Genomic DNA, 12,361 nt, shown 5'->3' with positions numbered 1-12,361 from the left:
CAGCGCAGTACAATATCGGACGGGCCGCAATGGTTCGGCCCGTATTGTGCCTTTGAATGGAAATATGTTCCTGGTAAAACCTGAACGCCGCCGCCTGCTGCAGGTGGGCGCAACCGTGGCTGTTATCGCGCTGGGCCTGGCCTCGCGCGCCTATCCCCAATTCGTCCCCGCCGCGCTCGGCAAGTATCCGGGCGACGCCCTGTGGGCCATGATGATCGTCTTTGCGCTGGGCATCATCGCCACGCGCATGCGCACGTGGCAACTGGCATCGTGGTCCTTGCTGATCTGCTTTGCCGTGGAATTCGGCCAGCTGGTCCAGGCGCCGTGGCTCGTCGCGCTGCGCGCGCATCCGCTGGGGCACCTGGTACTGGGTTCCGCCTTCGGCTGGGGTGATTTGATCGCCTACACGGCCGGCGTGGCCGTGGCGGCGATCATCGACAAGCTGGCGCTGTTCAAGCGCCGCTAGCCTTATTTGACGTTACCCTCCGCGTCGCGCAGTTCCACCGGCGCCAGCTTCAGCTTGGACAATTGCGGAGCGATCTTCGCCTTGTCGCCCACGCCGATGACGATCAGCTTTTCCGGCTGCAGGTATTTTTTCGCCACCTGCTGCACCTGCTTGTCCGTCACGCTGGCAAAGCGCTGCGGCAGGGTCGTGTAATAGTCGAGGCCCAGGCCGTAGATGTACGCGTTCGCCATGCTGGCGCTGATGCTGGCGTTCGTGTCGAACTGGCCCGGCAAGGACAGCACCTGCGAGTTGCGCGCATTCGCCAGTTCCTTGGCGCTCAAGGGCTTGGCGATCATGGCGCGGATTTCCCTGACGGTTTCCGATACGGCCGGGCCCGTCACATCGGTGCGCACGCTGGCGGCAATCGAGAATGGTCCAGGCTGATTGCGGTACTGGAATTGCGAGCGCACGCCATAGGTATACCCCTTTTCTTCGCGCAAGTTGGTGTTCAGGCGGCTGGTAAACAAGCCGCCCAGGGCCGCGTTCATCACTTGCAGCGGCGCGTAATCGGGCGTGGCGCGCGGCACGGCGATGGCGGACAGGCGCACGGCCGTTTGCGGCGCGCCCGGCTTGTCGACCATAATCAATTTTGCCTGCGTCGTCTGCGGCGCGGCGGCCACGGACTGCGCCACCGTGCCGGCCTTCCAGCTGCCGAACTTCGCTTCGGCCAGTGCCTTCAATTCCGCCTCGCCGATATCGCCCGAGACGATCAGCGCCGCATTGTTCGGCAGGTAATGCTGCTGCCAGAAACCCTGCAGGTCGGCGCGGCTGGCCGCCTTCAGCGCCGCTTCCGTGCCCAGCTGGATGTAGCCGTACGGATGTTGCGGGCCATACAGGGCCGCCGCTTCCACGCGGGCGGCCACGGCTCCCGCGTTTTCGCGCTGCTGCGCCAGTTGTCCGATGCGGCTGGCGCGCTGGCGCTCCACTTCTTCTTGCGGGAATTGCGGGTGCAGCACCACGTCGGCCAGCACGTCGAGCGCTTGCGGGAACGTGGCCTTGAGCGACGTCAGCTGGGCAAACGAGGCATCCGTGTTGGAACCGGTGCTCAGCAGGGCGCCCAACTGCGCCACATCGTCGGCGATCTGCGGCGCGCTGCGCGTGGCCGTGCCTTCCTGCAGCAATTGCGCCGTAAAGCTCGACAAGCCCGGCTGCGCCAGCGGATTGGCGCCCGAGCCGCTTTTGATGACCAGCTGGCTGGAAACGAGCGGCACGGCCCCGTTGTAATGGTGGATCACGGTCAAACCGTTCGCCAGGGTGAACGATTTTCCTTGCGGTAAAACAATCTTCGGTGCGGGACCGGCCTTCGGCACGGCATTGCGCCATGGTTCGTCCGCATTGATGGCCGTGCCTGGCGCAGGCTTGACCTTGCCTGGCGCCGGCGTTGGCACTTCCGCGCCCAGGTCCGGCTTGCCCGGCACGCCGTAGACGACGACGCGCGACTGGTTTTTCAGGTACTGGTCGACGGCGCGCTGCACGCCGGCGGCCGTCACCTGGCGGTAGCGCTCGATATCCTTGGCCAGGTAGCCGGGGTCGCCCAGGTACTGGTTGTATTCGTTGAGCAAGTTAGCCACGCCGCGTCCGCCCATTTTTTCCACCTGGCTCAGCATGGTGGTCTCGATGCTGTTGCGCGCCCGCTCCAGTTCCTTCTCGGTGGGGCCCTTGGCGCGCAATTGCTCCAGCTCCGCCTGCAAGGCTTGTTCGATTTCCTCGGGCTGGTGGCCCGGGCGCGCCGTCGCGTCGATGGTGAAGATGGAGGTGAGGGCGTTCGAGCCCTGGCTGGCGCCCACATCTTGGGCGATCTGCTTGTCGTACACGAGGGACTTGTACAGGCGGCTGGATTTGCCGCCGGCCAGGATATGCGCCGCCATCGACAGTTCCGCGTCATCCCTGGTGTAGGCGGACGGCGTCAGCCAGGCCATGAAGACGCGCGGCAATTCCACCCGGTCCTGCACCACGATGCGGCGTTCCTGCGTGATGGGCGGCGTCACGACATTCGGTTTCGGCACGGCCGGGCCGCTCTTGAATCTGCCAAAATACTTGTTGACCAGTTCCTTGGTCTTCGCCTTGTCGATGTCGCCGGCGATCACCAGGCTGGCGTTGTTGGGGCCATAGTATTTGGTGAAGAAATCCTTGATGTCGGCCAGTTTCGCGTTCTGGATATCCGCGTGCGAACCGATGACGCTGGCGTAATACGGGTGGGTCTTGGGAAACAGCTGGTGGTACAGGGCTTCCTGCACGATGCCGTAGGGCGCATTTTCCACGCTCTGGCGGCGCTCGTTGCGCACCACGTCCTGCTGGTTCGTCAGCGCCGTCTGGTCGAGCACGTCAAGCAGGTAGCCCATGCGGTCGGAATGCGTCCACAGGGCCAGTTCCAGCTGGTTCGACGGTACCGTGTCGAAATAATTGGTGCGGTCGAAATCCGTGCTGCCGTTCGAGTCGGTGGCGCCCGCGCCTTCGAGCAACTGGTCGGCCATGCCGCGCGGCACGTGCTTGGTGGCGGCAAACATCATGTGTTCGAACAGGTGGGCAAAGCCCGTCAAGCCCGGCGCTTCATTCGCCGGCCCCACGTGGTACCAGATATTGACGGCCGTGACGGGCAATTTATGGTCTTCCACGAGAATGACGTCGAGGCCGTTGGGCAAGGTGTATTTTTCGTAGGCAATATGCGGCACGGACGTCGCGCCCAGGGGCGCCGTCGCGGCCGCATCGGCGGCGTGGGCGAGAGTGAGCGGGGCGCCGTACAGCGACAGCAGCAGAGCGGGGAGGGCCAGCAGTTTGATTGGTTTCATGCATGCTTCCAGGGATAGGTGGAGAAGACGCTGCTGCTCGCTCGTGGCTGGCGCAGCGCGACGGTGCTACAGTCTATACAGCAGGGCCGCGCCGCCCAGCACCAGCAATGCGCTGGCGATGGAGACGATGGCCGCCGCGCCCAGCAGGCGCCATTCGCGCGGCGTGAAGCCGGTCGGCGTTGGCGCGGGTACGACCGGCACGGGCTGGAGCATGGCTGCCGCCGGCAAGGGCGGCAAGCCGCCCGCCGCGCGCGCCTGCGCCGCCAGCGCTTGCGTGGCGGCGTCCAGCAAGGCCAGCTGGCGCTCGACGGTTTCCGCCAGCACGGCTTCGTTCAGCGCCACGAGGGCGAATATCGGGTCATCGACGTCGATCTTGATGCCCGTCTTGTCGAATACGTGGCTGCGCAGTTTGTGCTGGTCCATCTACCACTGCACCTTGTCGAGCTGTTCGAAGATGTCGCGGTAGACGACCTTGATGCGCTGCTTTTCCATGATGTTGAACTTGTCGTTCTGCAGCACTTCCTGCATCGTCAGGCGCGCCGTGTTCATCTTCTTGACGTCCGCGCCGAAGGTGTCGGGATTGCGCTGGCTCAAGGTAATGCTGCCTTTCACGCGCACGCGGTTGTCGGCGTACGACTGCGATTCGATAAACTGCTTGCCGGACGCCGATTGCAGCAGGCCGAAATGTTCGTTTTGCCACAGCACCAGCGGCACCTTCGTCGATTGGGCTGTCGCCACAAAACCCGTGGCCGTGTCGTGCAGGGTGTCGCCGCCGCCGACGATGGTGTGGATGTAGACCTTGCGGCCCGATTCTTCCAGCAGCGAAAAACAGTCGTTTTCCAGCAGGTAGCCCATCAGCGGCGAAAACGTGTTCGCGCCATTGTCGATCACGCAGTTGCCATCCGTTTCGAGAATGTCGATCATCAGCGCATCGAAGCGTTTCGGATCGATGTTGCGCGCATCCGTCATCACGGGCACGTGCTTGACGTTCATCGCCTTGTAGCGCGAGAACGTGGCGTTTTCCTGATCGGTGTCATAACAGCGCAAAGGCGTGTCGTCCTTGCCGCCTATCCACTGGGCCAGCAGGGTAGAGACGAGGGTCTTGCCGATGCCGCCCTTGCCCTGCAGGATGAAATGTACCGTGTTTTGCATTGCGACTACTCCAAGTTGTTGCGTCAGTGACAATCAAAGATCCGTGACAGCGGCGCAAGCGCCCGGCCAGGCCACGACTGGCATTTTTACCACAATCCTTTGCAAATATGCCATGCGGAACAGCGAATCTGGTTATGATGTTAATCAGGATACCATTGATACAGAGCAAGTTTTGTGTGAAAAATGCACCCCAGAGTGTGAACGAGGACGCAGTGCCGATCTCCAGTCTCGATAAAGCCGACATTGACCGTCTGAATCAGCAAGCCCTGGCTTGCCTGGTCGGCAACCGCCGCCAGGCGCGCCGGCTGGCGCAGATGGCGCTGGCGGCGGCGCAACGACAACAGTATGCGCGCGGCGGCGCGTATGCGGAACTCAATCATTGCTGGCTGGCGTATTACGCTGGCGAGGCCGAACCGTCGTGCGAGCGTCTGGGCGCGTATTTCCAGCAAAGCGGCGACCTGGAAGGGGGCATGGAAGTGGCCGCCCTGCAGGGCGCGTATGCGAGCCGGCGCGGCGATTTTGCCGATGCCGAGCAGCATTTCCTGCAGGCGCGCAGCCAGGCCGCGCAGATACCCGATTCGCTGCACAAGTTCATGCTGTACGCGCGCCTGGGCGTCGATGCCCTGAACCGTGGCGATACGCAGGACGGCCCGCGCAATTTCCTGCTGGCGCTCGACATCGCCGAGCGTTTCGGCAGCCCCGCGCACCGGGTCAACAGCCTGTCGAACCTGGCGTCGTCGCAGCATGACCTGGGCAACGATGAAGACGCCATCCCCCTGCTGGTCGAGGCGCTCGAGATCATCGGCACGCAAAAACTCAAATACCAGCAAACCATCGTTTCGGCCAACCTGGCCATGTGCCTGCTGGCCACGGGCAAGCCGGCCGAGGCGCTGGCGCTGGTGGAACCGTTTTACGAGTGGCCGGAAGAAGACCTGGCCGTGCGCGCCTTTTTGTTCTGTATCGCCGCCCACGCCGCCATCCTGCTGCGCCAGCCCGACAGCGCCCTGCAATTGCTGTTGCGGGCCGAAGAATATGCGCGCCGGGGCCAGGACCTGGAAGAGCAGATGCATGCGTGGCTGGTGCGCGGCAAGCTGGACCTGCACGCGGGCCAGACGGCGCAGGCGCTGGCGTCCCTGACGCAGGCGCACAGCCTGCTGAGCTGGACGCGCAATCCGTTTCACCAGCAGCAGATCCTGCGCGGCTTGTCCGACATCAATGCCCAGCTGGGCGAATGGCAGGCGGCGTATGGTTTCCTGCAGCAATACCAGGCCGCCTACGAGGCCAGCAGCAAGTCGGCGCGCGCCTCGCGCAGCCTGATGCGCAACCTGGAAAAGGAAATGCACAGCCTGAAAGCCGAGCGCGACAAGGCGCTGGAGCTGCAGGCGGCGCGCGAATCGGAAAACGTCAAGCTCGAGCACCTGAACCGGGAACTGGCGCACCAGATCCTGCATGTCAATTCCCTGCAGGACAGCCTGAAGGAACAGGCCATGCGCGACCACCTGACGGGCCTGTACAACCGCCGCCATTTTGAAACCTGCCTCAACGCCATCCTGCACGAGGCCGATGCGGATGCGCCCGTGGCCATCGCCATCATCGACCTGGATTTTTTCAAGCGCGTCAACGATACCTACGGGCATAACTTTGGCGATGAAGTGCTGATCCAGTTCGCGCGCCTGGTGGAAAGCCAGCTGCGCGGCAGCGACATGGTGTGCCGTTATGGCGGCGAGGAATTCTGCCTGCTGTTGCGTGAAGCAGACAGCCTCATCGCGGCGCACAAGATCGACGATATCGCCGCGCGCTACCGCCAGTTGCTGATCCGGCAGGCGCCGCACAGCCTGTCCGGCTGCACCTTTTCGGCCGGCATCGCCGAATATCCGCGCCACGGCGCCGGCCGTCACGAATTGCTGATGCGCGCCGACAGCGCCCTGTACGCGGCCAAGCAGGCGGGCCGCGACCGCGCCTGCATCGCCGCCGCTACTGGATAAAGCGCAGCAGTTCGCGCAAGGCGTGCGCCACGGCCTGCTCGCGCACGGCCTGGCGGTCGCCCGCGAATACCAGCCGCTGTGTTTGCACGCGCCCGTCCATGGCCCAGCCGAAGCAGACGGTGCCGACGGGCTTGCCCGGCACGCCGCCCGTGGGGCCGGCGATGCCCGTGGTCGAGACGGCCACCTGGGCCTCGCTGTGGGTCAGGGTGCCCCGCGCCATGGCGGCGGCCACTTCCTCGCTGACGGCGCCGTGTGCGGCGATCAGCTCGGCGGGCACGCCCAGCATGCCGGTCTTGGCCCCGTTGGAATAGGTGACGAAGCCCCGCTCGAACCAGGCGCTCGAGCCTGAAATATCGGTGACGGCCTGCGCCACGCCCCCGCCCGTGCACGATTCGGCCGTGGCCAGCAGCAGGCCCTTCGCCTGCAAGGCCAGGCCGACCGCGGTGGAGAGGGGGACGAGTTCGTTGCTCATGGATGACTCCTGCATGCGGTGAAAATGGTGGCAAGACTGTAGCATGGCCAACGGTAAAAGAAACTTTCCCCGGTACCAGCGAAAATGCGTACACTCTTTTATACATTTGCTACCACTTCGGGCTGGCAGGCGCTCTGTCGCTGCGCCACCCTGGTGCGCATCGCTCGAACAGGCAAGCGGCATGGTGCCGCGCCTTCGTATAGCATTATCTTTACTCGGTTGTCATGGTAATTCTGAACTGGACCTGGTGGCGTCATCCTGGCCCCCTGCGCTGCTCCGCGCGCGGTGCTGGCCGCCGCCCTCTCCGCTGGGAGTGGCTATTGCTGCTCCTGGGCGTGCTGTGTATCGAGGCGCGGGCGCAGGTGCCGGGGGAGCTGGAACGCCAGGTCAAGGCCGGGTATCTGTACAAGTTTGCCGGCTATGTCGAATGGCCCGACGGCAGCTTTGCCCGGCCCGACTCTCCGCTGGTGATCGGCGTGGCGGGCGCCGATGCGCTGGCCGAGCAGCTCGAACAGAGCGTGGCCGGGCATAGTGTCAACGGCCGCGCCGTGCAGGTGAAAAAAGTGCGGCGTGGCGAAGCGCTGGCCGGGCTGCACGTGCTGTACCTGGGGGCGCTGGATAAAACGGCGCTGCAGGAGATGCTGGCCGCCAGCCGTGGCCTGGCGTTGCTGACGGTATCCGATTCGGATGAGGTCTACGCGATGGGCAGCATGATCAATTTTGTGATGGCCGAAGATAAGGTGCGCTTCGACGTGGCCCTGAAACCCGTGGCGCAGGCGCATATCCGCATCAGCGCGCGCATGCTGCTGGCCGCCTACCGCGTGCAGACGGGAGGCGCCTAGATGATACGACTGCGTTCCATCCGCCACAAGCTGATGTCGGTGGTCTTGCTGACCACCCTGGTGGCGCTCGTCATTTCGCTGGGCACCATCGTCGTCTACGACTTGCGCGCCTACCACCGCAACCTGGTGGCCGACATCAGTACCCAGGCCGAGCTGCTGGGGCACATGAGTTCGGCCGCGCTGGCCTTCGACGACGAACGCCTGGCGCTGGAAAACCTCAACCTGATGCGCATCCGCCCGCGCGTGACGGCCGGCGCCCTGTACAAGGCGGACGGCAGCCTGTTTGCCAGCTACCGCGCGAACCAGCATGTGGGCGAGTTGCCGGCGAAGGCGGGCAAGGAAGGCGAAAGCATCCAGGGCAGTTCGGTGGAATTGTTCAAGCCCATCGTCGACAATGGGGAACTGCTGGGCACCGTGTATTTGCGCGCCGATTACGAGCTGGCCGGCCGCACGGCCGATTACCTGGCCATCGCCCTGAGCGTGACGGTGCTGGCGCTGCTGGTGGCCTTGCTGCTGCTGCGCCGCCTCGATTTCGTCATCACGCAACCCATCCTCGATATCGCCGACGTGGCGCGTGAAGTGATCGAGACGGGCGACTACTCGCGCCGCGCGCGCAAGCTCAGCGTCGACGAAGTGGCGCAGCTGGTCGATTCCTTCAACAAGATGCTGGCCGAGATCGAATTGCGCACGCAGGCGCTGGAGCGCTCGAACGGCGAGCTGGCCAGCGAAGGCGAACAGCGCACCGAGGCGCAGCAGGAAGTCATGCGCCTGAACCAGGAACTGGAAGTGCGCGTGCACGAGCGCACGATGCAGCTGGAAATGACGAATGGAGAACTGGCCATGGCGATGGAAGAGGCGCGCAGCGCCAACTATGCCAAGTCGGCCTTCCTGTCGTCGATGAGCCATGAATTGCGCACGCCGCTCAACGCCATCCTGGGCTTTGCGCAAATCCTCAGTTCCGACCGCCTGCCGTCGACCCTGGAGCAAAAGAAGGAATTTGCCGGGCATATCCTGAAATCGGGGCGCCACCTGCTGACCTTGATCAATGAAATCCTCGACCTGGCCAAGGTGGAATCGGGCACGGTCAGCCTGTCGCTCGAACCCGTGGGCCTGGACGCCATCTTGCAGGAATGCCGCGACATGATCGCGCCGCTGGCCAGCCAGCGCGGCATCGGCATGGCCTTTCCCGACACCTGCCCCCTGAACGTGCTGGCCGACCGCACGCGCCTCAAGCAGATTCTGTTGAACCTGCTGTCGAATGCGCTCAAGTACAACCGCGAGCAGGGGCAGGTGGCTATCGATTGCGCGCCGCAGGCGGGCGGCCGGGTGCGCATCAGCGTGCGCGACACGGGCGTGGGCCTCGACGGCGAACAGGTGGCGCTGCTGTTCCAGCCCTTCAACCGGCTGGGACAGGAAGGCGGCACGGAAGAAGGCAGCGGCATCGGCCTGGTGGTCACCAAGCGCCTGGTGGAGCTGATGGATGGCAGCATCGGCGTGACCAGCGCTCCCGGCGAGGGCAGCACGTTCTGGATCGAACTGCGCGTGGTCGATGCCTTGCCCGCGCCCGCACCCCCGGCCTTGCCGCGGCCGGACCTGGCCGGGGCGCTGCTCGAACACAGCGCCCCCGTTACCTTGCTGTACGTGGAAGACAATCCCGCCAACCTGACCCTGGTCGAGGAAATCGTGCGCTACTGCCCGCAATTGCAGCTGCTGACGGCAACGGATGGCCGTCTGGGCGTGGATATGGCGCGCACGCATTTGCCGCAGCTGATCCTGATGGACATCAACCTGCCGAACGTGAACGGCACGGATGCGCTGAAACTGCTGCGCGCCGATCCGCGCACGGCCCACATCCCCGTCATCGCCCTGACGGCCAACGCCATGCCGGGCGACGTGGAGCGCAGCATGGCGCTGGGCTTTTACCGCTATCTGACCAAGCCGATCAACCTCGATGAATTTACCGAGGCGATCAACAGCACCCTGGCCTACGTGGCGCAGCAGCGCCGGCAGAAGGGAACGGGCGCGCCATGATCAGCCAGGCCGATATCTATGCGGCGAAAATTCTCATCGTCGACGACCAGGAAGTCAATCTGCGCCTGCTCGAGCATCTGCTGCAAAGCGGCGGCTACACGGCCATCACCAGCACCCTCGACGCGCGCGCCGTGGCCGGCCTGCACCAGCGCCACCAGTTCGACCTGATCATCCTCGACCTGGTGATGCCCGGCATGAGCGGCTACGACGTGATGGATGCCTTGCGTCCGCTGGAACTGGAAGGCTATTTGCCCGTGCTGGTGATCGCCGCCGACCCGGACGCCAAGCTGGCCGCGCTGGAAGCGGGGGCGCGCGACTTCATCAGCAAGCCGTTTGACGCGCTCGAAGTGCTCACGCGCATCCGCAACATGCTCGAAGTGCGGCTGCTGCACCGCGCCGCGCGCCACTACAATACCCTGCTCGAACGCACGGTGGGCCAGCGCACGGCGGAACTGCAGCGCTTTCGCGGCGCCATGGACGCCACCACCGACGCCATCTTCCTCGTCGACGTGCTGGGCATGACCCTGGTCGACGTCAACGATGGCGCATGCCGCCTGCTCGGCTATGCGCGCGCCGAACTGCTGGCGCTGGCGCCCGGCACCTTGCTGCCGTCGCCGCCGGCCCCGCCGCTGGCCGCGCTGCCGGGCGGCCCGGCCCACCTGGCCACGGAAGTGACGGAATGCGAACTGGTGCGGCGCGACCTGAGCCTGGTGCCGGTGGAGCTGGGCTGGCACTGGTATGCGCAGGCGCCCGTGGCGGGCGGGCAGGGTGCGGGCGGCCTGCTGCTGATCGCCGTGGCGCGCGACATCAGCGAACGGCGCCAGGCGCAGGAGCGCCTGAAGCACCTGGCCCATTACGATGGCTTGACGGGGCTGCCGAACCGCAGCCTGTTTTACCAGACCCTGGCTCAGGCCGTCGAACTGGCGCAGGAAAAAAGCTGGCGCATCGTGGTGCTGTTCATCGCGCTCGACCGTTTTAAAAGCATCAACGACACCCTGGGCGCGGCGCTGGGCGACGAACTGCTGCGCCAGTTCAGCAACCGCCTGGTCGAATGCGTGCGCCTGCGCGACACCGTGGGGCGCCTGGGCAACGACGAATTCGCGCTGATACTCACCATGAGCCGCAACCAGCAGGAAGCCGTGGCCGTGGCGAACCAGGTGCGCGAAGCCTTGCGCGCGCCGTTCGACTTGCGCGGCCATGCGGCCACCCTGACGGCCAGCATCGGCATCGCCATGTACCCGGACGACGCCACCGACCCGGAAACCCTCATCAAATACGCGAATACGGCCATGGGCGGCGCCAAGCAGGCGGGCCGCGACGGCTACCGCTTTTTCACGGCCGGCATGAACGTGCAGGTGCTGGCGCGCCTGGATCTGGAACTGGCGCTGCGCCATGCGCTCGAACACGAGCAGTTCATCCTGTACTACCAGCCCAAGGTGGATTTGCGCACGGGCCGCATCAGCGGCGTGGAAGCGCTGCTGCGCTGGCGCCGTCCCGGCTACGGCCTGGTGGCGCCGGCCGAATTCGTCCCGGTGCTGGAAGACACGGGCCTGATCGTGCGCGTCGGCGCCTGGGTGATCCAGGCGGCCTGCCGCCAGATCGCCGAGTGGCGCGACAGCGAAGTGGGGCCCGTGCATGTGGCCGTGAATGTGTCGAGCCGCCAGTTTGCCGAAGGCGACCTGGAAGGCGAAGTGACGCGCGCGCTGGCGCAGCATGGCGTGGCGCCGGAATTGCTGGAACTGGAACTGACGGAAACGGCGCTGATGTCGAACGCCGAGCGCACCATCGTCGTGCTGGGCAAGCTGAAGAAAATCGGCGTGAAGGTGGCTATCGACGATTTCGGCACCGGTTACTCGAGCCTCGCGTATCTGCAGCGCTTCCCCATCGACAAGCTGAAAATCGACATCGCCTTCGTGCGCAACATCACCAGCAATCCGAACGACGCGGCCATCGCGCTGGCCATCGTCAGCATGGCGCACAGCCTGAAACTGAGCGTGGTGGCCGAGGGCGTGGAATCGCGCCCGCAGCTGGAATACCTGCGGCGCAACCGCTGCGATGAAATCCAGGGCTTTTATTTCAGCCGCGCCCTGCCGGCGCTGGAACTGGGGCAGATGATCGTTGCCGGCGCCGGCCTGCCGCCCGGCCACGACCCGGCCGCGCAGCCCGCGCAAACCCTGCTCATCGTCGACGACGACGTCAACGTGCTGTCGTCCCTGCACCGTTTGTTCCGTCCCGAAGGCTACCAGATTCTCACGGCCAGCACGCCGGCCGAAGGGTTTGAAATGCTGGCCCTGCACAGGGTGCACGTGATCGTCTGCGACCAGCGCATGCCCAGCATGAGCGGCACGGAATTCCTCAGTAAAGTAAAAGAGCTGTACCCGGAAACCATCCGCATCATCCTGTCCGGCTACACGGGCCTCGAAGCCGTGCTCGACTCGATCAACCGGGGCGCCATCTACCGTTTCTATACGAAACCGTGGGACGACACCCAGTTGCGCGACAACATCCGCCTGGCCTTCCAGCACTACTGGATGGTGAACCAGCCGGGGCTGGCGCGGATGGCGGTGCGCTGATTCGGCGGATTC

9 protein-coding genes are annotated in these 12,361 nt (G+C 64.8%); 5 read left to right on the top strand and 4 right to left on the bottom strand.

All coding sequences use genetic code 11. The annotated features are described in order from the left end of the window. The first annotated feature begins 64 nt into the window (after positions 1 to 64). Positions 65 to 466 (top strand): ribosomal maturation YjgA family protein, encoded by a 402-nt coding sequence (locus CSQ91_RS18050; protein ID WP_052140015.1) that lies wholly within the window; start codon positions 65 to 67, stop codon positions 464 to 466. Between the two features lie 2 nt (positions 467 to 468). Here CSQ91_RS18050 and CSQ91_RS18045 read toward each other — a convergent pair whose 3' ends face one another. The 3 genes from CSQ91_RS18045 to CSQ91_RS18035 all read right to left on the bottom strand — a co-directional run bounded on the left by CSQ91_RS18045 (position 469) and on the right by CSQ91_RS18035 (position 4,446). After that, positions 469 to 3,294, bottom strand: a complete 2,826-nt coding sequence (locus tag CSQ91_RS18045; protein ID WP_099389131.1) for a M16 family metallopeptidase — start codon at positions 3,292 to 3,294, stop codon at positions 469 to 471. A gap of 66 nt (positions 3,295 to 3,360) precedes the next feature. Further along, a complete protein-coding gene (locus CSQ91_RS18040; protein WP_099389130.1) occupies positions 3,361 to 3,717 on the bottom strand; it encodes a hypothetical protein in 357 nt (118 codons plus the stop codon). Then, on the bottom strand, positions 3,718 to 4,446 hold the full coding sequence (locus tag CSQ91_RS18035; RefSeq protein WP_034780566.1) for a hypothetical protein: 729 nt from the start codon (positions 4,444 to 4,446) through the stop codon (positions 3,718 to 3,720). 212 nt (positions 4,447 to 4,658) lie between these two features. Here CSQ91_RS18035 and CSQ91_RS18030 point away from each other — a divergent pair, with 212 nt between their 5' ends. Continuing rightward, positions 4,659 to 6,431, top strand: a complete 1,773-nt coding sequence (locus CSQ91_RS18030) for a GGDEF domain-containing protein (RefSeq protein WP_034780832.1) — start codon at positions 4,659 to 4,661, stop codon at positions 6,429 to 6,431. On the opposite strand, the gene CSQ91_RS18025 is transcribed toward CSQ91_RS18030, so the two are convergent. Then, complete coding sequence (locus CSQ91_RS18025) at positions 6,421 to 6,903, bottom strand: CinA family protein (RefSeq protein ID WP_099389129.1); 483 nt, start codon at positions 6,901 to 6,903, stop codon at positions 6,421 to 6,423. The two genes, CSQ91_RS18030 and CSQ91_RS18025, sit on opposite strands and share 11 nt — an antisense overlap. 320 nt (positions 6,904 to 7,223) lie before the next feature. Between CSQ91_RS18025 and CSQ91_RS18020 the strand changes: the two genes are divergently transcribed. From CSQ91_RS18020 to CSQ91_RS18010, 3 genes are read left to right on the top strand one after another with little or no spacing between them, the layout of a single operon-like run. Further along, positions 7,224 to 7,745 (top strand): YfiR family protein, encoded by a 522-nt coding sequence (locus tag CSQ91_RS18020; RefSeq protein WP_034780562.1) that lies wholly within the window; start codon positions 7,224 to 7,226, stop codon positions 7,743 to 7,745. Further along, the gene (locus tag CSQ91_RS18015; protein WP_034780560.1) at positions 7,746 to 9,776 is read left to right on the top strand and encodes an ATP-binding protein; all 2,031 of its coding nucleotides are present in this window, start codon (positions 7,746 to 7,748) and stop codon (positions 9,774 to 9,776) included. After that, positions 9,773 to 12,349: an EAL domain-containing protein gene (locus CSQ91_RS18010; protein ID WP_099389128.1), complete on the top strand. Its 2,577-nt coding sequence runs from the start codon at positions 9,773 to 9,775 to the stop codon at positions 12,347 to 12,349. The genes CSQ91_RS18015 and CSQ91_RS18010 overlap by 4 nt, the downstream gene beginning before the upstream one ends. The last annotated feature ends 12 nt before the right edge of the window (positions 12,350 to 12,361 follow it).

Origin of the sequence: Janthinobacterium sp. BJB301 (assembly GCF_002735685.1) — a bacterium.
GTDB classification, from domain to species: domain Bacteria; phylum Pseudomonadota; class Gammaproteobacteria; order Burkholderiales; family Burkholderiaceae_D; genus Janthinobacterium; species Janthinobacterium lividum.
This window is presented reverse-complemented; position numbering and strand designations above follow the sequence as displayed.

Bases quoted from the DNA above. Each gene is read 5' to 3' on its own strand.
- CSQ91_RS18025 (WP_099389129.1), bottom strand. From the start codon at position 6,903: ATGAGCAACGAACTCGTCCCCCTCTCCACCGCGGTCGGCCTGGCCTTG.
- CSQ91_RS18010 (WP_099389128.1), top strand. From the start codon at position 9,773: ATGATCAGCCAGGCCGATATCTATGCGGCGAAAATTCTCATCGTCGAC.
- CSQ91_RS18050 (WP_052140015.1), top strand. From the start codon at position 65: ATGTTCCTGGTAAAACCTGAACGCCGCCGCCTGCTGCAGGTGGGCGCA.
- CSQ91_RS18035 (WP_034780566.1), bottom strand. From the start codon at position 4,446: ATGCAAAACACGGTACATTTCATCCTGCAGGGCAAGGGCGGCATCGGC.
- CSQ91_RS18015 (WP_034780560.1), top strand. From the start codon at position 7,746: ATGATACGACTGCGTTCCATCCGCCACAAGCTGATGTCGGTGGTCTTG.
- CSQ91_RS18040 (WP_099389130.1), bottom strand. From the start codon at position 3,717: ATGGACCAGCACAAACTGCGCAGCCACGTATTCGACAAGACGGGCATC.
- CSQ91_RS18045 (WP_099389131.1), bottom strand. From the start codon at position 3,294: ATGAAACCAATCAAACTGCTGGCCCTCCCCGCTCTGCTGCTGTCGCTG.